The organism is Bradyrhizobium monzae, from assembly GCF_021458635.1.
In the GTDB taxonomy this organism is placed as follows: Bacteria; Pseudomonadota; Alphaproteobacteria; order Rhizobiales; family Xanthobacteraceae; genus Bradyrhizobium.
Genome location: NZ_JAIRDQ010000001.1, coordinates 653048 through 676249, shown reverse-complemented (window position 1 = coordinate 676249; position 23202 = coordinate 653048). Strand labels below are relative to the sequence as shown.

The window sequence follows — 23202 nt, the reverse complement described above, 5'->3', positions numbered from 1 at the left end:
ATTGCGGCAACTTTTCGTCAATAAACGGGCGGATTTACGTAAAACGACCCAAACACTTCGTTAACCATTTCCATGCTTCGGTGGGGCGAACCGCCGGACCGGCGGACCGTCGCGCGATGCCGGGGCCAGCGCCATGATGCCTGAACTGCAACGGATGGACTGGATGCCCTCGCCCCCGCTTGCGCCCATCGACCACCCACTCGACCTCGACCACCTCTCGCGCATGACGCTCGGCGATTCCGAGCTGGAGCAGGAAGTGCTTGCGATGTTCGCCGAGCAGGCGGTTCGGCTGATCGCGGCGATGACGGCGCTGCCGGCCGAGACCGCTGCGCTCGCGCACAAACTTAAAGGCTCGGCGCGCGGGATCGGCGCGTTTGCGGTCGCGGATGCCGCCGCCAGCCTGGAAACCGCGATCCGGATTGGCCACAACCAGCCCCACGCCTTCGCCGCGCTGAAAGAGGCGGTCGCCGAGGTTCGCGTGGCCATTGCGGCGATCCTCAAGCACTAGGCCGGCGCACCGCGGAAGTCGGGGCTTGCGCATTGTTTTGACGCGTTTTCTTCCCGCGAACCGGTATCCATTTCGCTTGAAAACGCTATGGCGCGGTCCGGATCGACCCGTTATAGGACAGCCCGGACCCTCCTTTTCCCCAGATCGCGACAGCACGAGCACACATGGCCAAAATTCACTTTGTCGATCACAAGGGCGAAACCCGCACGGTGGACGTCGAGAACGGCGCGACCGTGATGGAAGCCGCCATCCGCAACAGCATTCCCGGCATCGAAGCCGAGTGCGGCGGCGCCTGCGCCTGCGCGACCTGCCATGTCTATGTCGATGAAGCCTGGCGCGAGAAGGTCGGCAGCCCGACGCCGATGGAAGAGGACATGCTCGACTTCGGCTTCGACGTGCGCCCGAACTCGCGCCTGTCCTGCCAGATCAAGGTCGCCGACGAGCTCGACGGGCTCGTGGTGTCGACGCCGGAACGTCAGGCCTAAACACTTCTCGCCTAGGTGCTCGGCGGCGCGACCTCGATGCCGCGCTTGTGCCAGGGTCTGAATTTCTCGATCACCTCTGCGGTCAGTGGTGCTGGCCGGCGCGTCGCCTCGTCGAGCATGACGCCCACGGACGTCGCCGACGCGATGCACCTCCCGTTCGAAAACACGACCTGCTCGAAGGTCACTGACGTTCGCCCGAGCTTCACCACGCCGAGGCCGAGCTCGATCGTGTTCGGCCAGTGCAGCTCGGCGCGGAAATGGATGTCGAGCCGCACCATGATCCAGGCGAGCCCCGGCGGTGTCAGCCCGTATTCCGGGCTCTTCATCAGCGTGACGCGGCCGGTCTCGAAATAGGTGGCGTAGACCGCGTTGTTGACGTGCTGGTTCGGGTCGAGATCGCCGAAGCGGACGTTGTCGCCGAGGCGAAAAGGGAAGTCCTCCAGGCGCGGCGTCGTATCGAGGCGGCTTGGTGCGTTCACCGATTGATCTCCGTCATATCCAACCTCGTTACAGCCCAGTTATTTTGACCCGGCAAGTGGGCGCGGCTGCGGGGCGCTCCCGCTTTTATGCCTTCCCTGATCCATCCCCGTTGGCTAGACAGGCAGGGTCACCTCTGCCCTCCGGGCGCCGTCCAACCGATAACGATCGATAAAGAGACGACATGAGCGACGTGATCAAAACCGATGTGCTGATTATTGGCGCGGGCCCCTGCGGTCTGTTCGCCGCCTTCGAGCTTGGCCTTCTCGACATGAAGGCGCATTTCGTCGACATCCTCGACAAGGTCGGCGGCCAGTGCGCCGAGCTCTATCCGGAAAAGCCGATCTACGACATTCCCGGCATTCCGCACGTGTCGGGGCAGGGACTCACCGACGCGCTGATGGAGCAGATCAAACCGTTCCACCCGACCTTCCACCTCGGCGAGATGATCGAGACCGTGGAGAAGATCGGCGATCCTGCGTTCCGCTGCACCACCGATGCCGGCAAGGTGTTCGAATGCAAGGTGCTGGTGATTGCGGCCGGCGGCGGCTCGTTCCAGCCGAAGCGCCCGCCGGTGCCGGGCATTGAGGCCTATGAAGGCACCTCGGTACACTACGCCGTGCGCAAGATGGAGACGTTCCGTGACAAGAACGTTCTGATCGTCGGCGGCGGCGATTCCGCGCTCGACTGGACGCTCAATCTGCATCCGTTGGCCAAGCGCATCACGTTGCTGCACCGGCGCGACGATTTTCGTGCCGCGCCCCACAGCGTCGAGCAGATGCGCGCGCTGGTGGCCGACGGCAAGATGGATCTGCGGCTCGGCCAGGTCACCGCGCTCTCAGGCGCCGATGGCCAACTGACCGGCGCCACCGTCAAGGGCAACGACAACAATGTCAGCGATGTTGCCTGCGACACCATGCTGCCGTTCTTCGGTCTGACCATGAAGCTCGGTCCGGTCGCGAACTGGGGCATTGCGCTGGAGAACAATCTGGTGCCGGTCGAGACCTCAGCGTTCGAGACCAACGTATCAGGCATCTTCGCCATCGGCGACATCAACACCTATCCCGGCAAGATCAAGCTGATCCTGTGCGGCTTCCACGAGGGCGCACTGATGTCGCAAAAAGCCCACCGCTACGTCTATCCGGAGAAGCGGCTCGTGTTCCAGTACACGACCTCGTCCTCCAGCCTGCAAAAGAAGCTCGGTGTCAACTGATCGCGACGGAAGCGGACGGGCGATGCCCCATGTTTCTGGTGCTGGAATCGTTCGCGAAATCGCCGTAGTCTGCGGCCATTGCAGTGGCGGCTTAGCAAGGTGATCATGATGCGGAAACTCTTGTCCAGCTTTCGGCTGCTCCCGTTCCTCGCGCTCGCGCTGTCGCTCAATGCGGTGAGCCCGGCTGCGGCGCAAGCGCAGCAGCCAACCGCTGCGGGCCTCTGGCAGAAGGTCGAGGACGGCAAGACGGTGGGCTGGTTCCTCTTCATCGACCACAACGGCATCTTCGAAGGCGTCATCGCCAAGACTTTCCCGCGCGCTGGTGACGACCCAAACGAGGCCTGCACGAAATGCACGGACGATCGCAAGAACCAGCCGGTGCTCGGGCTCTCCTTTATCCGCGACATGAAGCGCGACGGGTTGAAGTATGAGGGCGGCAACGTCGTCAATCCGCGCGACGGCAACATCTGGAAGGCCAAGATGACGGTGAGCCCGGATGGTCAGGTCCTGACCATGCGCGGGTTCCTCGGCATTTCCCTGTTCGGCAAGGACGAGACCTGGCAGCGCCTGCCGGATGCCAACATGGCCGAGGTCGATCCCGCGATCATCGCCAAATATCTCCCCGCACAAGCCGCCGCGACCGCGCCGAAGGCAGCGCCCGCGGCCAAGAAAGGCGGCGCGATGATGATGGCGCCGGCAGCGAAGAAGTAGGCTGCTTTCACGCCGCCCGGGCGACCGACGTCAATACGTACGCGCCTTCTTGCAAGGCGCGTAGAACGTGCCGTTGCCGGCAACGACGCGCTCGAGGCACTGTCGGGGATCGGTGATCTCGCCGTCGACCTGAAAATAATAGGCCTGCGATCCGAGGCTCAGGACGTACTGTCCCGGCGGAAGCTCGAGCTCGGCATCGCTGGCGTGAAGCTCGTACATTTCGGCTTTCCCCGGAATCGGCGAGATCCGGAACGGATAGGAGAAGTTGCGGATCACGCCGACGTCGTCTCCGCCACTCGCCGTCTTGCCTGCAGCATCGGTCGAGAACTCTTTGACCTTCGCGACAATACGGACCTCGACGCGCTCGGGGATCACGTTAGCAATGTCCCGACGGAACACGATGAACTTGACGTGGCCATTCGGCAGATGCGGCCGATCGGGTTTCTTGAACTCCGGTGAAATCGCAATGCGCATGTCCGGCGCCATCACACTGGCCGCGTTCAGCTCAGCCAGCGACTTGTCGTCGATCAAGGCATAGATGCCGTAATCGCTTGGAAGCACGCGCGCCGGTGGAGGCGGAGCAGAGGGGACCATTTCCGGCTTGGCGACCGCGATCGTCGTCTCCGGCTTGGGCGCGACCTGCGCGATCTCCGGGGCCTGTGACGATATCAGTCGGCGCAGCCCGGCGATCCTGTCTCGCTGCGAGACGATCACGATGGTTGCGCCAACGACAAGCAGGATGGCCGCCGTACGCTTGATCACCGGCCAGAGCGGACCAGAGACCGCTGGCAGCTTGCTGCGGGACTTGATCCCCGAAGGCAAAACCGTTGTATCGCTGGACACCAGAAGAGTGCCTGCTTCGGTCACCTTGGATGGGGTGAGTTGTTGCGACGGCAAGCGCTCCAGCGGTGCCTGTTCGCGCGAAAACTTCTCGACCTCGTCGATCGCGACCTCAAGGGCCTGCTTCATCTTGTCGATGTTTTTCGCGTCGGCGTAGGTGAACTGTTCCTGGAGCTTGTAACGGGCGAGATCGTAGACCATCTGCCGCCGGGCCTCGGCATCGTCTTTCACCGTCTCGAGCATGCGTGAAATCACCAGCGCAAACTGCACCTGGTTTGCGGGCAACTCGGTCGGGTCCTCTTGACCGGGAAGCAGGTCCCTGGAGTCACTCATAGCGCTGACGGTCCAAAGCCTGTCACGCCGATACCCAATTCTTCCATTCGAAACAGTCGGTTAAGCGGATAGCGGTCGCATCCGCGCGAGCTTCGTACACGTCCTGACACGACAAGGAAAGCCTCCGAAGCGAGGGGCGGCGGACCGTCGGCACATCACACATGCAAGACGTCAAGGCAGATCGAGCAAGGCTGCCGCGCCAGTAGTTCCCCGGAATGCGCGCTGGCGCTGGATTTGCATAGCTGTCGGCAAATCTGCCGGAGGAATGAGTCGCCGCTGCCACGCCTGATCAAGGGCGTGAGCGATGTCGCCTGTTCCTCGCGGTGCTGACTTCGACCCGTGAGATGACGCTATGAGACTTGCAAGACTGCGTGCAGCGACGCTGGCGGGACTGATGCTGCCGCTGGCGACATCGGTGATGGCCCGCGACGACGGACGCTATGCCAACTCGCCACTCAAACCCTGGTTCGAGAGTCTGCGCAGCGAATACGGACAGTGCTGCTCGGATGCCGACGGCTATGTCGTCGCCGATGTCGACTGGGAGTCCGACAAGGGACACTACCGCGTGCATCTCGACGACGAATGGGTCGTCGTGCCCGACGGCGCGGTGATCAACGAGCCGAACAAGATCGGCCGCACCATGGTGTGGAAGCACTATATCGACGGCCACCCGCGGGTGCGGTGCTTCATGCCGGGCAGCATGACGTAGCGGCTCGTCAACCTGTTTGCAGATCGAGCTGCGCAAGTCTGACCGCCGCGCCGGCCTCGGAAAAGCGCAGGCTCATCGTCGTGCCGCGGCCGGGCGCCGAGGAAATGACCAGCTCGCCGCCGTGGGCGGCCATGATCTCGCGCACGATCGAGAGGCCCAGACCCGCGCCGTCGCCCGCGCTGTTGCCGGTCTGGAACGGCTCGAGCAGCTTCTGCTCCGCGCTGTCGGGCAAGCCCGCGCCGTCGTCGTCGATCGAGACGCTGCCGCGACCGAGCGTGGCGACGATGCGCCGCGCGCCATGGGCGTGGACGAGTGCGTTGCCGACGAGATTGGCGAGCGCGCTGCGAACGGCGGCGTCCACGCCTTGCACCAGGAGCGGACCTTCCCCTTCGCGCTCCAGTGCAAGCTCGATGCCGCCGTCGAGCGCCGAGGGGCCGAAATCGGCCAGCACGTCCAGCGTTATCTGGGCAAGATCGATCGGCCGCTTCTCGATCGCGTGGTTTTGCAGCCGCGCGAGGTCGAGCATGGCGGAAACCAGCGAGGTGAGGCGGCGGACGTCGCGCACCAGCTCGACCTTCAGTGCCGGCTCGGGCACATCCTCGATCTTCGCGCGCAGCAGAGTCAGCGGCGTGCGGAGCTGATGGGCGGCATTGCCGAGGAAGCGGCGCTGCATCTTGATATAGGCGTCGATCTCGCCGAAGGCGCGGTTCAGCGCCTCTACCAATGGCTTCAGCTCCCGAGGAACTTCGGACAGGGAGATCAGGCCCTGTGGGGCCGATGGGTCGATCGCAAGCGCGCGAAGCGCCACCCGTTCGATACCCCGTGAGACGAAACGTGCGGCCAGCGCCGCGCCGACGGCAACGGTCGCGGCAAAGGCCAACGCCAACAGCGTAATCGAAAAGACACTGCGGATGAGAAAGTTTCTTGCCATCCGGCCGAAACGGACTTGGGGCTCGCCGACCATCATCGCGAGCTGCAACGAACCCCTTTGCATGACGGCGAGGCAGAAGGTGCTCTTCTGGTCGAGCGTGCTGAAGACCGATGAGCCGACGGGTCCGTGATAGGGAAACGCGAAAGGGAGGGCCGGCCGGCGTTCGCTGCCGTACTCGCTGACCATGTCGCCTGCGGACACGACGTACCAGAGGTTCGGGCTGTCCGCCTTGAGCTCCTCGAGGGCGGGGGTCGGGCGAACCGTCAGGTTTTGGCCTTCGACCACGGTGGCGCGACCAAGAACGGCTACCACGACCCGGCAAGCCCTGAATTCGCGCTCCTCCACCGGATAGCGCCAGATGAAGAGGCCGAGCATGATCAGGAAGATCGTGGTCGCGGCGATGCCGAGCGACAGCGCAAAGGTCCGGGCGATCGAGGTCATCGTGACGTTGCCAGCCGCAGGATGTAGCCGATGCCTCGCATGCTGCGGATCTCGACGTCGCCGCCGAGTGCGGTCAGCTTCTTTCTCAGGCGCGAGACCTGTGCTTCCAACGTGTTGGACTCGATCTCGTCGTCGAAGCCGTAGATTTCCTCGATCAGGGCGGCGCGGGTGATGACGCGGTCACGCCGCATCAACAGTGCCGCGAGGATCAGCGCCTCGCGCCGCCGCAGCAGGATCTTGGTGTCGGCGACCACGGCCTCGTTGCTGCCGAGATGCAGCTCGACATTGCCGAGCGACAGCACCGCGGGTGCGAGCAGCCGGGGCCGCCGCAACACGGCGCGCACCCGCGCAATCAGCTCCTGCGGCTCGAACGGCTTGCCGAGATAATCGTCGGCGCCGGCATTGAGGCCATCGACCACGTCCTCCTTGGCATCCTTGGACGTCAGCATGATGATCGCGGGGCGCTCCTGCGATTGGCTCAGCGCCGTGACCACCTGGAGCGCATCGCCGTCGGGCAGCATCCGGTCGACGATCGCGAGATCATATTTGAAATTGTCCAGCGCCTGACGGGCATCGGCAATCGAGCCGACGAGGTCGACGATGCCGTGCAACTGCCCGAGCAGGCGGCTGACATAGGCGCCGATCTGCGGTTCGTCTTCGATCACGAGGGAGCGCACGCGGGACGTCCTTGACTCTGCTGGGGCAACAAAAACAAAACCCTGAGCGTGACGCTCCCTGGCCGAAGTCGGCTCCGGCGCAGGGTTCCCATTAAGGCAGCGAGCTTGGCGAATAAAAGGCAGGAACGAGAGCGCTGAGCGGCCTCGGCAGCCAAAGTTCGGGGGCGTGCCCACGGCGCGGCAATGTTCGGGCAATGTTGATCCGGCGGGGCATCTGGCGCACCCCACCCGGGAATGGATTGAGCAGCGATTTTCGTCTTGCAATCTTGGGGCAATTTTGCCGGACCACATGCTGGGCTCCTAACCAACACGAGTCGACCAGGCCAGCAAGGCCGGTCCGGGGCCCTGTAATGAAGCATTTTGACGAAGCCGCCCTCGATCCCGCGGCGAGCGCGCAGCAGACCTTGCTGATCGCATTCCTTGCCGCACTCGGCGCGGTCATGGCGATCTCTCAGCCGGCATCGGCGCAGACCGCGTTTACGCTGCCGGCCCCGCCGTTCGACGTGCCGATGCTGCCTTCGCCCTCCGGCAACTGGACCGTCATGGTCGGTATCGGCGGAGAGTACACGCCGGATTTCGTCGGTTCGAAGAACGGCAAGTTCGTCCCGATCCCGATCTTCACCATCCGCCGCGCCGGATCGATCGACCAGTTTCGCGGGCCCCGCGACAGCGCCAGCATTGCGGTGCTCGACGTCGGTAATTTTCGCGCCGGGCCTGCGTTCAAATACGTCGCCTCGCGCAAGAGCGACAAATATGTCGAGTTGACCGGTCTTGGCGACGTCAAGGCCGCATACGAACTCGGCGGTTTCGTTGAATATTTTCCGGTCGACTGGCTGCGCCTGCGCAGCGAATTACGCCAGGGCGTGGGCGGTTATACCGGGACGGTCGCCGATGTCTCCGCCGACGTCATCGTGCCGCTGATCCAAAGGCTCACGATCTCGGCCGGCCCGCGCTTCACCTGGAAAAGCACCAAAGCGACAGAACCATATTTCGGCGTCGACGCCGCGCAGGCGCTGGCGTCGGGCTTACCGATGTACGATGCCAGGGGCGGCGCGCATTCGGTCGGCTTCGGCAGCCAGATCTCCTATCGCGTCAATCCGCAATGGGAGGTCCATGCCTATGTCGAGTACCAGAAGCTGCTCGGCGATGCCGCCGACAGCCCGCTGATCAAGTTGCGGGGCTCGTCGAACCAGACGACGATCGGCCTCGGCGCGTCCTATTCGTTCGACTTCAGGATCCGATAGGTCGCCATGCGCCGCATTGTCATTCTATGGCTCGGCCTCGCGGTCGCATCCGTTGCTCTCGGTGCCGCCGCGGCGTTCGAGACACGCGCGACGCGGGTGCAGGCGATCAAGACCGTCGGGATCGTCTCGGCCATCGGCGAGGAGATGAGCCTGACGCAAGCCGGCTTGACGGCGCTGGGCGCCACGGGACAAAGCGTATCGATCAGTGCGTGGGGGCTGGACGAGATGATCGTCCAGCAAGCGACAAAGCTCTTGAGCGGACGGTTTCGCGTCCAGCCGGTGACCTACAGGCGCGGCGCGTTCGCCGCGATCAGGGATTCGGCGGTTGCGCCCGTCAATCTGCTCCGCAGCGATCCGTTCAAGGAACTGGTTCGCAGCGATGTTGCCCCGCAGGGGCTGGACGCTTACGTTGTCATCACCCGCGCGAAGTCGAAGCTCGGCAACGGCCGCATGGTCGAGGGTGTCGGGCTCGCCCAATATCGCACGCTGCTTGCAGACTACGGCCTGATCCACGCGCTCTACGAAGTCCGCTTGATCGAAGGCAAGTCGTTTGACGTGATCGAGAAGCGGGCCGCCGCGCCGCTCGACAATACCGGGACCCTGCGGCTGGCCGGGCCGAGCGGGGCGGTCGATGAGACGTTCGAAGGTCCGGCGTCGAGCGAACGGCTGCGTGCGGCGATCACCGATCTCATCACGCGAAGCCTGCCGGTCACGCTGGGCGACATGCACCTGATCGACAGTCAGTGAAGCCGCTCGGCCTCAGGTCACCGGCGCCGGATTGAACAGCGTGAGGTCGTTGTGGATACCCCAGCGATCCGACCACGGCTTGGTACGGCCGGAGGCGACGTCGAGGATCAGGCGGAACAGGTCCCAGCCGGTTTCCTCGATGGTCTTCTCGCCGGTGGCAATGCCGCCTGCGTCGAAATCGATCAGGTCTTTCCAGCGGCGCGCCAGCTCGGTGCGGGTCGCGACCTTGATCACGGGGGCGGCCGCGAGGCCGTAAGGCGTGCCGCGGCCGGTGGTGAACACCTGCAAGGTCATGCCGGAGGCAAGCTGGAGTGTGCCGCAGATGAAGTCGGACGCCGGCGTCGCCGCGAACAGCATGCCCTTCTGCGTCGCCTTCTGGCCGGGCGAGAGCACGCCGGTGATGGCGCTCGAGCCGGACTTGACGATCGAGCCAAGCGACTTCTCGACGATATTGGCGAGGCCGCCCTTCTTGTTGCCGGGGGTGGTGTTGGCGCTGCGATCGGCACCGCCGCGGGCCAGATAGGAATCGTACCAGGCCATCTCGCGCACCAGCGCGCGGCCGACGTCCTCGTTGATGGCGCGGCGGGTGAGGAGCTGGATGGCGTCGCGCACCTCGGTGACTTCGGAGAACATCACGGTGGCGCCGGCGCGCACCAGAAGGTCGGCGGCGAAGCCGAGGGCGGGATTGGCGGTGACGCCGGAGAAGGCGTCGCTGCCGCCGCATTGCAGACCGATCACGAGATCGGCAGCCGGGCAGGTCTCGCGGGTGCGCTTGTTGAGGATTTTCAGGCGGGCCTCGGCCTGGGTCATGATCGCGTCGACGATCGCGCCAAAGCCGTCGAAGGCTTCGTCCTGCATCCGCACGATGGCGTTGCTGATGCCTTCGGGCACCAGCCGCTCGGGCGCAAGCTTCTCGCAGCCGAGGCTGATGACAAGGATCTCGCCGCCGAAATTCGGGTTGAGCGCGAGGTTTTGCAGCGTGCGGATCGGCACCACGGCATCCGGCGCGGTGATCGCCACGCCGCAGCCATAGGCATGCGTCAGCGGCACGACATCGTCGACGTTCGGGTATTTCGGCAAGAGCTCGGCGCGGATGCGCTTGACCGCGTATTCCATCGTGCCCTTGACGCATTGCACGGAGGAGGAGATGCCGAGAATGTTCTTGGTGCCGACCGAGCCGTCGGGATTACGAAAGCCTTCGAAGGTAAAACCTTCGAGCGGCGGCAGCGGCGCAGGCACGGCGGTGGAGATTTCGAGCTTGTCGAGGGCAGGGGCCTCCGGCATCCGGATGCGCGCCTCATCCACCCACTCACCAGCCAGGATCGGCGCCAGCGCGTAGCCGATCACCTCGCCGTAGCGGATGATCGGCTGCTCATGTGCGATGTCGACCAGCGCCGTCTTGTGTCCTTGCGGCACGAAGGCGCGCAGCGTCAGTCCGCAGGCAAAGCGGGAGCCGGCGGGAAGCCCGAAATCATTGACCACGATCGCGACATTGTCGCGTTCGTTGAGCTTGATGTAACGGGGCTGCTCTTTCGCTGCGACGTCCTGGTCCATCTGCGCTTGCCTCCGAAGCCGTAGGGTGGGCAAAGGCGCTACGCGCCGTGCCCACCATGCTTCATACCGAACGTAAGCGGTGGGCACGCTTCGCTTTGCCCACCCTACGATATCTTCCCCGTGGTTAGCCGGGGAAGGTATAGGCCGTCTTCACCGTCGTATAGAACTCGCGCGCATAGGAGCCCTGCTCGCGGGCGCCGTAGCTCGAGCCCTTCCGGCCGCCGAATGGCACGTGATAGTCGACGCCGGCGGTCGGCAGATTGACCATCACCATGCCGGACTCGCTGTTGCGCTTGTAGTGCGAGGCGTATTTCAGGCTGGTGGTGCAGATGCCCGAAGCGAGACCGAACTCGGTGTCGTTGGAGATCGCCAGCGCTTCCTCGTAGTTCTTGGCGCGGATGACGGCCGCGACCGGCCCGAAGATCTCCTCGCGCGCGATGCGCATGTTGTTGTTGGCCTCGGTGAACAGCGCCGGCTGGAGATAGTGGCCGGGCGTCTCGCGCTTGAGCAGCTCGCCGCCGAAGGCGAGCTTGGCGCCTTCGTCCTGGCCGATCTTGATGTAGCGCAGATCCTGGTCGAGCTGGCTCTGATCGACTACCGGGCCGATATGGACGCCGGCCTTGAGTGCGTCGTCGACCGACAGGCCGTTCAGGCGCTCGGCCACCGCCGCGACGAAGCGGTCGTGGATGCCCTCGGTGACGATCAGGCGGGAAGACGCCGTGCAGCGCTGGCCGGTCGAGAAATAGGCACCGTTGACGGCGACCTCGACGGCGGTCTTGAGGTCGGCGTCGTCGAGAACGACCAGCGGATTCTTGCCGCCCATCTCGAGTTGGAACTTCTTCATCGGATTCGAGAGCACGCAGGCCTGCGCGATCTTGCGGCCGGTCTGCACCGAACCGGTGAAGGAGATCGCGGCAACGTCGGGGTGCTCAAGCAGCGTCTGGCCGACCACGGAGCCGGAGCCGACCACGAGGTTGAACACGCCAGCCGGAATGCCGGAACGGGCGATGATCTCGGACAACGCATGTCCGGAGCCCGGCACCAGCTCGGCCGGCTTGAACACGACGGTGTTGCCGTAGCAAAGCGCGGGCGCGATCTTCCAGGCCGGGATCGCGATCGGGAAGTTCCAGGGCGTGATCATGCCGATGACGCCGACCGGCTCGCGGGTGAGCTCGACGTCGAGGCCGGGACGGACGGAGGCGCCCTTCTCGCCGATCAGGCGCAGCGCTTCGCCGGCGAAAAACGCAAAGATCTGGCCTGCGCGGGCGACCTCGCCGATGCCCTCGGGCAGCGTCTTGCCTTCCTCGCGGGCGAGTAGGCGGCCGAGCTCTTCCTTGCGGGCGATGATTTCAAGAGAAATCTTGTTCAGCGCATCGTAGCGCACCTGCGGCGTCGACTGCGCCCAGGCGGGGAAGGCGGCCTTTGCGGCGGCAATCGCCTTCTCGGTCTGCGCCTTGTCGGCCTTGGCGTATTCGCCGACGAGATCGTTGGTGTTGGAGGGGTTGATGTTCTTGGTGACGCCGGAGCCATCGACCCAGTCGCCGCCGATGAAGTTTTTCAGGATCGCAGTCATAGAGTCCTCCAGAGTTTCTTAGCGCACGAGGCAGGGACGCTTGTCGTCGAAGGTCCAGCCGGGGATCAGGTCCTGCATGGCAGTAGCGTCATCGCGGGCGCCGAGTCCATGCTGTTTGTAGAGTTCATGTGCGGCCTCGATGGCCGCACGGTCAATCTCGATGCCGAGGCCCGGACGATCCGGGACCGCGATCTTGCCGACCTTGATCTGGAGCGGCTCCTTGGTGAGCGCCTGGCCATCCTGCCAGATCCAGTGCGTGTCGATCGCGGTGACCTTGCCGGGAGCCGCGGCGCCGACATGGGTGAACATGGCGAGCGAAATGTCAAAATGGTTGTTGGAGTGCGAGCCCCAGGTCAGGCCGTTGTCACGGCAAGTCTGGGCGACGCGCACCGAGCCTTGCATGGTCCAGAAATGGGGATCGGCCAGCGGAATGTCCACCGCGCCCAGGCGCAGCGCGTGGCTAAGCTGGCGCCAATCGGTCGCAATCATATTGGTTGCGGTCGGCAAGCCCGTGGCGCGGCGGAACTCGGCCATGATCTCGCGGCCGGAAAAGCCGGCTTCGGCGCCGCATGGGTCTTCGGCATAAGCGAGGATGCCGTGCATGTCCTTGCACAGGCTGATGGCCTCGTCGAGCGACCAGGCGCCGTTTGGGTCGAGCGTGACGCGCGCATCGGGAAAGCGTTTCGCGATGGCCGTGACGGCCTCGATCTCCTGCTCGCCGCGGAGCACGCCGCCCTTGAGCTTGAAGTCGGCGAAGCCGTAATGGTCCTGCGTCGCTTCCGCCAGCCGCACGACGGTGTCAGGCGTCATCGCCTCCTGATGGCGCAGGTTGAACCAGTCGGGCTTGCCGGTCTCGCCCTTGACGTAGTCGAGCTTGGATTTGCGCCGGTCGCCAACGAAGAAGAGGTAGCCGAGTGTCTCGACGCTCTTGCGCTGCTGGCCTTCGCCGAGCAGCGCCGCGACGGGAAGATTGAGGTGCTGGCCGAGCAAGTCGAGCAGCGCGGATTCGATCGCGGTGACCGCGTGGATCATGACGCGAAGGTCAAACGTCTGCTTGCCGCGGCCACCGGCGTCGCGGTCGGCGAAGGCCGTGCGAACATCTGCGAGGATGTTGTTCATCGCGCCGACGGTCTTGCCGATCACGAGATCGCGGGCATCCTGGAGCGTCTGCCAGATCTTTTGTCCGCCCGGCACCTCGCCGACGCCGGTGTGACCGGCATTGTCGGTGAGGATGACGATGTTGCGGGTGAAGAACGGCGCGTGCGCGCCGCTCAGATTGAGGAGCATGCTGTCGCGGCCCGCGACCGGGATCACCTGCATCGTTGTGACGACCGGTGCGCCGGCGACTGACGCGCCGGAGATGTCAGTCTGGGCCATCGCACGCTCCTCCCTGTTGTCTTGCTTTATTCTGCCGCCTGTTGTGTCGATCCTGCGGCGGGCAGATTCTTCACCAGCGCGGTCAGTTCCGCAATCTCCTGCTCGGTGAGATCGGTCAGCGGCGGGCGGACCGGGCCGGAATCGCGGCCGATCACCTTCATGCCGGCCTTGATGATCGAGACCGCATAGCCCTTCTTGCGGTTGCGGATCGCGATCAACGGCAGGATGAAATCCTTCAGGCCGGCGTGGATGGTCGCATGGTCGCGCTTGCGCACCGCGGCGTAGAAATTGGTGGCGAATTCCGGCACGAAGTTGAACACAGCCGACGAGTAGGTCGTCACGCCCATGTCGAGATAGGGCAGCGCAAACGTCTCGGCGGTCGGCAGGCCGCCGACATAAGTCAAGCGATCACCAAGCTTGGTGTAGACGCGGGTCATCAGCTCGATATCGCCGATGCCGTCCTTGTAGCCGACGAGGTTCGGGCAGCGCTCGGCGAGGCGGGCGACCGTGTCGGGCTGGAGGATGGCGTTGTCGCGGTTATAGACGATGACGCCGATCTTCACGGCAGCGCAGACGGCTTCGACGTGGGCGGCAAGGCCTTCCTGCTCGGAATGGGTGAGATAGGGCGGCAGCAGCAGCAGGCCGTCAGCGCCGGCCTTCTCGGCGCCGATCGCGATCTCGCGGGCGGTGGCGGTGCCATAGCCGGTGCCGGCGAGCACGGGCACGCGGCCCTTGGTCTCCTCGACGGCAACCTTGACCACCTGCGGAACTTCGGTCGGGGTCAGCGAGAAGAACTCGCCGGTGCCGCCGGCGGCGAACAGACCTGCGACATCATAACCGCACAGCCAATCCATGTTGGCGCGGTAGGTCGTCTCGTCGAAGGAATAGTCCGCCTTGAACGGCGTGACGGGGAAGGACAGGAGGCCAGATCCGATCTTCTGGGCCATTTCCTGCGGGGTCATCTTGCTCATGGGCGCTGCTCCCTGTTTCTCGTGTTGTGGAGGACGCAACAAGGCCGCGCGTCCATGCGCGGTTGTTTAGGCAACCGTTCGATGCGCGTCCAAGCCAAAGCCTATATCGACCGATGCGGATTGAGCATCAATCTTCCACCAGCTCGGCTGAGGACAATTCACCTGCGATTTTGACCAGCGCCGCCAGCAGCGGATCTTCGTTGTCGCGGCGCCAGACCATGAACAGCTCGACGGGAACGCGTGTGCGCAGTTTCAGAGGACGCAGGCGGACGTCGGAGATTTTCAGGCCGGCAGCTGCGGCCGGCACGATGGCGAGGCCAAGGCCAGCGCGCACCATCGCGAGGATCGAGTGGATCTGGCTGAGATGCTGGACATAGCGCGGCAGGATATCGGCGCGAGTGAACAGCGCCACCAGCAGATCGTGGAAGTAGCGGCTCTCATAGGGCGAATACATCACGAAGGGCTGGTTGTCGAAGTCTTTGATGGTGATATTTTCCGCATTCGCCAGCGGATGCTTCTTCGGGATCGCGGCGAGCAGGGGCTCGGCGACGACGCGGCGGCTGGCCAGCTCAGGCCGCGCGATCGGCGGCCGCAGCAGGCCGGCATCGATCTGGCCCGAGGTCAGCGCCTCGAACTGGTCGCCCGAGACCATCTCCTTCAGCGAGAAATCGACCTCCGGCAGCTTGGCGCGGCAGGCCGCGACCAGCTCGGGCAGGAAGCCGTAGGCGGCAGCTGCCGTAAAGCCGATCTTCAGCGAGCCGGTCTTGCCGAGCGCGATACGGCGGGCGACCTGCGAGGCGCTTTCTGCGAGCTTCAGGATGCGTCTGGCCTCGGGCAGGAAGCTGCGCCCGGCCGGCGTCAGGCGCACCGAGCGGCTGGTGCGCTCCAGCAGCGGCGCGTCGATGATGTGCTCCAGCACCTGGATCTGCCGGGACAGCGGCGGCTGGGTCATGTTGAGCCGCGCCGCGGCACGGCCGAAGTGCAGTTCTTCGGCCACCGTGACGAAACAGCGGAGCTGGTTGAGGTCGAACATCGATACATGCCTTAGATGAATAAGGCGTTTCCCCGGCACTTCTAGCATCGATCATCCCCAAAACAAAGACGGCGGCTTTTGAGGGCCGCCGTTGAGTTGCCTGTCCCGCTCCGATCACTCGGAGCGCTCAGGAGGAACGTTTGAGCACCACCCGCTCGATCTTGCCGACCACGACGAGGTAGGCGACCGCGGCCACCAGCGCATTGATGCCGACGAACACCAAGGCACCATTGAAGGAGCCGGTCGCGGCCACGATGTAGCCGATCACGATCGGCGTGGTGATCGAGGAGAGGTTGCCGAAGGAGTTGAACAGGCCTCCGGAGACGCCGCCGGCCTCCTTGGGGGAAGTGTCGGAGACGACCGCCCAGCCGAGCGCGCCGATGCCCTTGCCGAAGAAGGCGAGCGCCATGAAGCCGACCACCAGCGCCTGGCCGTCGACGTAGTTGCAGGCGATGATCGACATCGACAGCAGCATGCCTCCGACGATCGGGATCTTGCGCGCCATGGTCAGCGATCCGGTCTTGCGCAGAATGGCGTCGGAGATGACGCCGCCGAGCACGCCGCCGATGAAGCCGCACAGCGCGGGCAGCGTCGCGACGAAGCCGGCCTGCAGGATCGAGAGGCCGCGCTCCTTGACCAGGTACACCGGGAACCAGGTCAGGAAGAAATAGGTCAGCGTGTTGATGCAGTACTGGCCGAGATAGACGCCGAGCATCATGCGGTTGGAGAGCAACTGGCGGATATGGTCCCATTTCGGACCGGAGTCCGGCGCGCGCTCGTCCTTGGGCGCATCGAGATCGACCAGTGCGCCACCCTCTTGGATGTAGTCGAACTCGGCCTCGTTGATGCCGGGATGCTCCTTCGGCCCATAGACGGTCTTGATCCAGGCGAGGCCCATGATGACGCCGAGCCCGCCCATCACGAAGAACACGTAGCGCCAGCCGTAATCATGGGCGATCCAGCCCATCAGGGGTGCGAAGATCACGGTGGCGAAGTACTGGCCGGAATTGAAGAAGGCCGATGCGGTGCCGCGCTCATTGCCGGGAAACCAGGCGGCGACGATGCGTGCATTGGCTGGGAAGGACGGCGCTTCCGCGACGCCGACCAGAAGGCGAAGCGCGAACAGCACAGTGACGGCGGCGCCGGCGCTGAAGAAGCCGACCCAGCCCTGCATCATCGTGAACAGCGACCAGACGATGATGCTGAAGGCGTAGACGAGGCGCGAGCCATAGCGGTCGAGCAGCCAGCCGCCCGGCACCTGGGCTACGACATAGGACCAGCCGAAGGCCGAGAAGATCCAGCCCATGGCGACGGGATCGAGATGAAGCTCCTTGGAGAGCGCGGCGCCCGCGATCGAGAGCGTGGCGCGGTCGGCGTAATTCACGGTGGTGACCAGGAACAGCATGGTCACGATGAACAGCCTGACGCGAGACCTCCTCACGTCTGTTGCGGACACCACTGCGCTCATCGGGCGCCTCCTTAGAACTCGAATTGTTTCCTCAATGCGACTCCTAGAGGCGCACGCGGGAAAGTGTCCAAGTTCAAGGGAGTATCGATTGATGCCGTTTTTGAATTGATGGAACGGCAAGTCGCGGGAACGTGACCGCAAACTCTTCTTTGCGAGTGCAGCCAAGCAATCCAGAATCTTTCCGCGATGGGACCCTGGATTGCTTAGCTGCGTTCGCAATGACGTGGTGGCAGCGTGTACTACCGCTGGGCGCCTGGCAGCAACGGAGCCAACAGTCCGCGCGTGACGCCTGGCGGCGCGGCATCCAGGCCGAGCACCGCGCTTGCGGCCGGCAGTGTGGCGTCCGCCATAGCCGCGTGGCCTTCGGCGCTCGGATGCACGGCGCCGCCATAGACGGCTGAAAGCACGCCCCAGGTCGCGTCGTGGATGTCGTTTGGCTGACTCGCCGCCGGCAACCCTTGCGGATAGGTCATCGCCGCAAAATAACTGTCATTGGCATCGCGGATCCAGCGCGCGCGCGGCAGGTAGGCACGGTATTCCGAGGCGCCGCGGCCGCACAGCATCGGCTGGCTGGCCGCACTGACGATATCCGGATTGAAGCTCTGGCCGTTCTCGGCGAAGCAGGTGCGATCGAATTCGGGATCATTGCCGGAATGAGCGCAAAAACCGTGATCGGCGAACGCCGCCTGATGCGTGTCGACGAAGGTCATGCTGTCACTTTCGGGATCGCGGCACAGCGCGCCGTGGGTGCACGTGGCAAGTCCCTTCAACTGCGGCAGGAACTCGGTGTCGACGAAGGTCGAGACGCGGGCGAGGCGCTGAGGATCGGCATTGAAGGCGGGATGGATGTCGAAGCCGGCGCGGCCGCCACGACAGGGTACGCCGCCGTCGGCCAGCGCCGGGTTGGCGTAGGAGACATAGACCACGTGCGAGAGATCGCCGCCGACCAGCGGCTTCAGCGCCTCGCGCAGCTTGACGAAGTTCTGCGGCAGTTCGCGCTGGAGCGCATCGCGGGAATCGTCGACGCTCGCCATCACGCCGGAACGGCGGAACAGTGCACGTTCGGTTGCGGTTTCGACGATGACGTCGGCGACGAGGCCGGAGAAGTAGACGTCGTTGGCGCCGATCGAGAGCAGCACGAGATCGAGATTGCGATCCGGCTGGCGTTTCTTGGCCGCGGCAAGCGCCTCGCGCAACTCTGCGACCTGGGCATTCACGCTGGTGTTGCAGACGCCGCTCTTGCCGGGCGGACATTCGCGGGCGCGCTGCGAGCCGAGCAGCCCGTCGCTGATGCTGGCGCCGGTGCAGGCGAGCGGCAGATAGGTGACGGCGATATGGCTGTAGCGTACTGCGAGCGCGAGCGCCGTGCGGGCCTGGTAGCTGTAGAGCGAGCGGTGGCAGGGCGAGTTGAACCAGAGCGCGCTGTAGCGCTGCCAGTTGGCGAGCGTATCCGGTGCCTCGCAGGCGCGACCGCCCTTGAAGCCAGCGCGGCTCGGTCGGTAATACTGTCCGCCGGCGGTGCCGAGATAGGAGCGGAAGCAAAAGCCTTCGTCCGACAGCGCCAGCGGCCGGTCCGGATTGCCTTCGCCGGAGGCGATGCTGTCGCCAAGGCCGGCGATGAAGATGTCTCGGACCTGGATCTCAGTCTGGATGCGCTGGCTCGGATCGGAGCCGGAGGAGACGTCGACACTCGCGACCGTCTGCTTGCCGTAGCGGACCCGCAGATTGACCGGCTCGGCGCAGTCGAATGTCGAGCTCTGCGGTCCGTCGCCGTCGTCGAACGACCAGGCGCAGGTGGCGCCTACCGGCACCGCGCCGGTCAGGCGCACGGTGATGGGGTGGTCGATCGGCGTGATGTAGTTCTCTTTGACGTTGTCGCGCGTGCAGGGCTGGTTGACCCGGCCCTGGAGATCGATGCAGAGCCGGTTGACCATGTTGCGGGCCCAGCCGCGACCCTCGCTCTGCAGCTCCAGCGACTGCTCGGCGGCGAGGATGCTGCGGTTACGCGCATTCTCGACATGCAGCAGGAAGTCGCGTTCCTCGCGGAACAGGCGGAAGCGGTTGCGGACCTCCCAATTGATCTGCATGGCGCCGGCATCCTGCGCGACGGCGCGCTGAAGCGGCAAAACGGCAAGGAGCCCGGCCAGCAGCAGGGCGCCCGAGAGAGAACGGCAAAGGGAAACAGGGATCATGGCCCGCGTCTTCAACGGCAAAGTTGAGGCGGAAATAAGAGGGCATAGCTCTCCGCCCCGCAACCTTTGTCTGCCGCCTTTGCGGCTGCCGGCGTGACCGCTTGCTGGCCTTATCGCTTGCTGGCCTGGCGCACCAGCCGCTCGCGCTCCATCGGCGTCACCTCCTTGGGCAGGTTGGCCTGCGCGCAGGCTTCCGCCAGCCGCCGCCGCTCCTGCCAAGGCCGAACCACGTTCATCCAGAGCTCGCGGGTGCCCATGATGGAGATGGCGAGGCCGAACGGGATCACGAAATAGAGGATGCGGAAGACCAGCAGGGTCGCCACCAGCTGCTCGCGTCCGAATTCGGGCAGCGCCACCAGCATGGCGGCGTCGAACACGCCGAGCGAGCCCGGGGCATGGCTGGCGAAGCCCAGCAGCGTTGCCAGGATGAACACTACGGCGAGCGACAGGAAGTCGATCGGCGGATTGGCGGGCATCAGCAGGTACATCGCCAGCGCGCAGAAGCCGAGATCGACCACCCCGATCAGGATCTGCACCAGCGTCAGCGGCGCCGACGGCAGCACGACCTTCCAGCCCTTCTGGCCGAGCTCGCGGCGCTTCTCGCCCATGCAGAGCCAGACAAGATAGGCGCCGATTGAGGCAAGCCCGCCGAACGCGATCAGCCGGTTGATCGACGACGGCAGCTGATCCATGTACGAGGCCGCATCCGGATGGATGGACATGCCGATCGAGAGCACGAAGATGTTACCGAGCCAGAAGGTCAGGCCGGAGAGGAAACAGATCTTGGCGACATCGATCGCATTCAGCCCGTAGTCCGAGTAAATTCGGAAACGGATCGCACCGCCCGTGAACACGGTGGCGCCGATGTTGTGTCCGATCGAATAGGACGTGAAGCTCGACAGCGCTGCGATGCGATAAGGCACGTGCTTTTTGCCGATCGTTCGCAGTGCAAAAAAGTCGTAGAAGGTCAGCGTACAGAACGCGAGGCACACGCAGATCGCGGCCAAGCCGATATGCCCGCGGGGAATATCGGTCAATGCGGTCAGGATGACGCCGGTATCGATACCCTTGAGGGTCCGCAGCAGCGAGGTAACCGCGAAGGCGATGATCATCACGCTCGCGGCAACACCGAGCCGTCGCCAGCCGATCCATCTCTTGAAACCGCGTTTCAGCGCGGGCAGCAATCCGTGCATTCATCCTCCCGGCGGGGGGCAAGACCAACCAGGCCAGACATTGGCCGGTCGGTTGCGATCACTGCCCGAAATGGGCGTCGATCGCTAGGCATGATGTAGCTCATTTAAGGCAAAAACAGCGACTTGTGCAGCCCTTGACAACGACAGGTTCTGCACCGGACCGGCTGTTTTGTCATAAGTGGTTCACATGGCGCGCGCGTTAAGCATACGAGTCGAGACCCGGGCCTTTATCGTGCGTCCCTCCGTTCAGATGATTTCAGATCCTGCGCCCGTAAGCGTTGTTCCCGAGCAAACGCTGCGGGCTTTGTTTGGAACGACGGCGCCGTGGGCAGGTTAGCGCCCCATCAGCAATCGAACACGGCGAAACAAGCGGCTTTCGTACGAGCCGGTGCCGTCGTGTTCCCGAAACCTCGAGGATCGGAACGATGGGACTGTTCACAAAAGACATCAAGACCATGAACGACCTGTTCGTGCATCAGCTACAGGACGTCTATTACGCCGAGCAGCAGCTCACCAAGGCGCTGCCGAAAATGGCGGATAAGGCGACCGACCCGCAGCTGAAGCAGGGCTTTTTGACGCACCTCGAGGAAACCAAGCAGCACGTCACGCGGCTCGAGGAAGTGTTCAAGATGCACGGTGCCCAGGTGAAGGCGGTCGACTGCCCGGCGATCGACGGCATCATCGAGGAGGCCGACGAGACCGCGGGCGAAGTCGCGGACAAGGCGGTGCTTGACGCTGCTCTGATCAACGCGGCGCAGGCGGCGGAACATTACGAGATCGTACGCTACGGCAGCCTGATCGCCTGGGCCAAGCAGCTCGGCCGCAGCGACTGTGCCGCCGTGCTAGCCAAGACTCTCGAGGAAGAAAAGGCGACCGACAAGAAGCTGACCTCGCTTGCCGAGAGCAAGATCAATCTGCGCGCTGCGAGCTAGCGCAGGCCAAAAAGCGAAACGCCGCGCGGTCGACGCGCGGCGTTTCGTTATCAGCGACACTCATCCTTCGGTCATTGTCGAAGCATGATGGAGGGTCTGGAGCGTATATGTCGCATGGGGCTGCAATCGAGGTGGCAGCATGCGAGCCAACACCATCAAATATGAAACTGTCGGCGCCAATGGCGCCCCGCGCACCGCATCGCGCCTTGCGACCTCGCTCACGCTGGCAGCGATGAGCCTCGGCTATGGCGTGGTGCAGCTCGACGTCACCATCGTCAATACCGCGCTCGACGCCATGGGAAAAACGCTCGGCGGCGGCGTTGCCGAGCTGCAATGGGTGGTGAGCGCCTACACCATCGCCTTTGCCGCCTTCATCCTGACGGCCGGCGCACTCGGCGACCGGATCGGTGCCAAGCGCATCTTCATAGCAGGGTTCGCAATCTTTACCGCAGCCTCGCTGGCGTGCGCGCTGTCTCCCAACGCCATCGTGCTGATCGGCGCGCGGCTGGTCCAGGGGCTGGCAGCGGCGATCCTGGTGCCGAATTCGCTGGCGCTGCTCAATCATGCCTATACGGACGACCGCGCGCGCGGCCGTGCCGTCGCGGTCTGGGCCGCGGGCGCCAGCCTGGCGCTGACCGCCGGTCCCTTCGTCGGCGGTGCGCTGATCACGCTGGTCGGCTGGCGTGCGATCTTCCTCGTCAATCTGCCGATCGGCCTCGCCGGTCTGTGGCTGAGCCGGCGCTATGCGACCGAGACCACGCGGGCGCGCTCGCGCGAGATCGATCTGCCCGGCCAGCTCGCGGCGATCGGCGCGCTCGGAGCCCTCGCGGGCGCGATCATCGAGGGCGGCGGGCTTGGCTGGCAGCATCCGCTCGTGCTTTCGGCCTTCGCGGCGGCCGCGGTCCTGGCCGCGCTGTTCGTCTGGCGCGAGAGCCGCACGGCGCAGCCGATGCTTCCGCTGTCTTTGTTCAGTCACCGGCTGTTTACCCTGACCACGGTCGTCGGCCTCCTCGTCAACATCGCGATCTATGGCCTGATCTTCGTGCTCAGCCTCTACTTCCAGCGGATCAACGGCCTGTCAGCCTGGTGGACGGGGCTCGCCTTCGTACCGATGATGGGCGCGGTGTTGCCGGTCAATCTGCTGGCGCCGCGCATTGCCGAGCGTATCGGCGCGTGCCCGACCATCGTCGTCGGCGCCTGCATCTCGGCGCTTGGCTGTCTTGGTCTGGTCGGGATCGAGGTGGGGACGAGCTATTGGGCGATCTTTGCGCAGATGATCGCGATCAGCGGTGGACTTGGGCTCCTGGTGCCGCCTCTCACCTCGACCTTGCTCGGGAGCGTCGAGAAGGCGCGCTCCGGTATCGCTGCGGGTGTGCTCAACGCGACGCGGCAGACCGGCAGCGTCCTTGGCGTTGCGCTGTTCGGGGCGCTGGTGGCGTCCGACAGCGCGTTCATGACTGGCCTTCACCAGTCGCTCATCATATCGGCGGCCGTGCTGCTGCTGGCCGCCGGCCTGATCGGCCTCGGTGCAAAGGCGGGCGGGCGAACAATATGAGTAACCGCACGCATTCCCTGTTCACCATTCCGGCAATC

Annotated in this window: 21 protein-coding genes; 9 read left to right on the top strand and 12 right to left on the bottom strand. The window is 64.5% G+C overall.

The genetic code is table 11. The features are described from left to right. Positions 1-163: 163 nt before the first annotated feature. Complete coding sequence (locus K3F49_RS03500; RefSeq protein WP_234679505.1) at positions 164-508, top strand: Hpt domain-containing protein; 345 nt, start codon at positions 164-166, stop codon at positions 506-508. 164 nt (positions 509-672) lie between these two features. Further along, positions 673-993, top strand: coding sequence for a 2Fe-2S iron-sulfur cluster-binding protein (locus tag K3F49_RS03495; protein WP_148775221.1), 321 nt, complete (start codon positions 673-675; stop codon positions 991-993). Positions 994-1004: 11 nt separating this feature from the next. Here the strand turns inward: K3F49_RS03495 and K3F49_RS03490 are convergent, their stop codons facing one another. Beyond that, the gene (locus K3F49_RS03490) at positions 1005-1472 is read right to left on the bottom strand and encodes an acyl-CoA thioesterase (protein WP_234679504.1); all 468 of its coding nucleotides are present in this window, start codon (positions 1470-1472) and stop codon (positions 1005-1007) included. Between the two features lie 182 nt (positions 1473-1654). Here K3F49_RS03490 and K3F49_RS03485 point away from each other — a divergent pair, with 182 nt between their 5' ends. Both K3F49_RS03485 and K3F49_RS03480 read left to right on the top strand, forming a co-directional pair. Further along, positions 1655-2683 carry an NAD(P)/FAD-dependent oxidoreductase gene (locus K3F49_RS03485; protein ID WP_234679503.1) on the top strand — a complete coding sequence of 343 codons (1029 nt, stop codon included), beginning with the start codon at positions 1655-1657 and terminating at the stop codon, positions 2681-2683. Between the two features lie 108 nt (positions 2684-2791). Next, a complete protein-coding gene (locus tag K3F49_RS03480) occupies positions 2792-3394 on the top strand; it encodes a DUF2147 domain-containing protein (RefSeq protein WP_234679502.1) in 603 nt (200 codons plus the stop codon). Between the two features lie 30 nt (positions 3395-3424). On the opposite strand, the gene K3F49_RS03475 is transcribed toward K3F49_RS03480, so the two are convergent. Then, positions 3425-4567 carry a hypothetical protein gene (locus tag K3F49_RS03475; protein WP_234679501.1) on the bottom strand — a complete coding sequence of 381 codons (1143 nt, stop codon included), beginning with the start codon at positions 4565-4567 and terminating at the stop codon, positions 3425-3427. A gap of 352 nt (positions 4568-4919) precedes the next feature. Here K3F49_RS03475 and K3F49_RS03470 point away from each other — a divergent pair, with 352 nt between their 5' ends. Next, on the top strand, positions 4920-5276 hold the full coding sequence (locus K3F49_RS03470) for a hypothetical protein (RefSeq protein WP_234679500.1): 357 nt from the start codon (positions 4920-4922) through the stop codon (positions 5274-5276). Positions 5277-5283: 7 nt separating this feature from the next. Here K3F49_RS03470 and K3F49_RS03465 read toward each other — a convergent pair whose 3' ends face one another. Together K3F49_RS03465 and K3F49_RS39145 are read right to left on the bottom strand one after the other, a co-directional pair. Beyond that, positions 5284-6648, bottom strand: a complete 1365-nt coding sequence (locus K3F49_RS03465) for a sensor histidine kinase (protein WP_234679499.1) — start codon at positions 6646-6648, stop codon at positions 5284-5286. Continuing rightward, complete coding sequence (locus tag K3F49_RS39145; protein WP_234679498.1) at positions 6645-7325, bottom strand: response regulator transcription factor; 681 nt, start codon at positions 7323-7325, stop codon at positions 6645-6647. The genes K3F49_RS03465 and K3F49_RS39145 overlap by 4 nt, the downstream gene beginning before the upstream one ends. A gap of 350 nt (positions 7326-7675) precedes the next feature. Here K3F49_RS39145 and K3F49_RS03455 point away from each other — a divergent pair, with 350 nt between their 5' ends. Continuing rightward, complete coding sequence (locus K3F49_RS03455; RefSeq protein ID WP_234679497.1) at positions 7676-8569, top strand: MipA/OmpV family protein; 894 nt, start codon at positions 7676-7678, stop codon at positions 8567-8569. A 6-nt stretch (positions 8570-8575) separates the two neighbouring features. Then, a complete protein-coding gene (locus K3F49_RS03450; protein WP_234679496.1) occupies positions 8576-9316 on the top strand; it encodes a hypothetical protein in 741 nt (246 codons plus the stop codon). 12 nt (positions 9317-9328) lie between these two features. Here K3F49_RS03450 and garD read toward each other — a convergent pair whose 3' ends face one another. The 8 genes from garD to K3F49_RS03410 all read right to left on the bottom strand — a co-directional run bounded on the left by garD (position 9329) and on the right by K3F49_RS03410 (position 20677). Continuing rightward, entirely contained in the window at positions 9329-10870 is a 1542-nt protein-coding gene (gene garD / locus K3F49_RS03445; RefSeq protein WP_234679495.1) for a galactarate dehydratase, read from the bottom strand. Positions 10871-10994: 124 nt separating this feature from the next. Then, a complete protein-coding gene (locus K3F49_RS03440) occupies positions 10995-12443 on the bottom strand; it encodes an aldehyde dehydrogenase family protein (protein WP_234679494.1) in 1449 nt (482 codons plus the stop codon). 18 nt (positions 12444-12461) lie between these two features. Beyond that, complete coding sequence (gene gudD / locus K3F49_RS03435) at positions 12462-13820, bottom strand: glucarate dehydratase (RefSeq protein ID WP_234679493.1); 1359 nt, start codon at positions 13818-13820, stop codon at positions 12462-12464. A gap of 26 nt (positions 13821-13846) precedes the next feature. Next, positions 13847-14791, bottom strand: a complete 945-nt coding sequence (kdgD, locus tag K3F49_RS03430) for a 5-dehydro-4-deoxyglucarate dehydratase (protein WP_234679492.1) — start codon at positions 14789-14791, stop codon at positions 13847-13849. A 127-nt stretch (positions 14792-14918) separates the two neighbouring features. Then, the gene (locus tag K3F49_RS03425) at positions 14919-15824 is read right to left on the bottom strand and encodes a LysR substrate-binding domain-containing protein (RefSeq protein ID WP_234679491.1); all 906 of its coding nucleotides are present in this window, start codon (positions 15822-15824) and stop codon (positions 14919-14921) included. A gap of 127 nt (positions 15825-15951) precedes the next feature. Further along, positions 15952-17292, bottom strand: a complete 1341-nt coding sequence (locus K3F49_RS03420) for an MFS transporter (RefSeq protein ID WP_234679490.1) — start codon at positions 17290-17292, stop codon at positions 15952-15954. A 239-nt stretch (positions 17293-17531) separates the two neighbouring features. Then, the gene (locus K3F49_RS03415) at positions 17532-19484 is read right to left on the bottom strand and encodes an SGNH/GDSL hydrolase family protein (protein WP_234679489.1); all 1953 of its coding nucleotides are present in this window, start codon (positions 19482-19484) and stop codon (positions 17532-17534) included. Positions 19485-19594: 110 nt separating this feature from the next. Then, positions 19595-20677, bottom strand: a complete 1083-nt coding sequence (locus K3F49_RS03410; protein WP_234679488.1) for a lysylphosphatidylglycerol synthase transmembrane domain-containing protein — start codon at positions 20675-20677, stop codon at positions 19595-19597. A 425-nt stretch (positions 20678-21102) separates the two neighbouring features. On the opposite strand from K3F49_RS03410, the gene K3F49_RS03405 reads away from it, so the two are divergent. After that, on the top strand, positions 21103-21609 hold the full coding sequence (locus K3F49_RS03405) for a YciE/YciF ferroxidase family protein (protein ID WP_234679487.1): 507 nt from the start codon (positions 21103-21105) through the stop codon (positions 21607-21609). A 139-nt stretch (positions 21610-21748) separates the two neighbouring features. Further along, on the top strand, positions 21749-23164 hold the full coding sequence (locus K3F49_RS03400) for an MFS transporter (protein ID WP_234679486.1): 1416 nt from the start codon (positions 21749-21751) through the stop codon (positions 23162-23164). Positions 23165-23202: the final 38 nt, after the last annotated feature.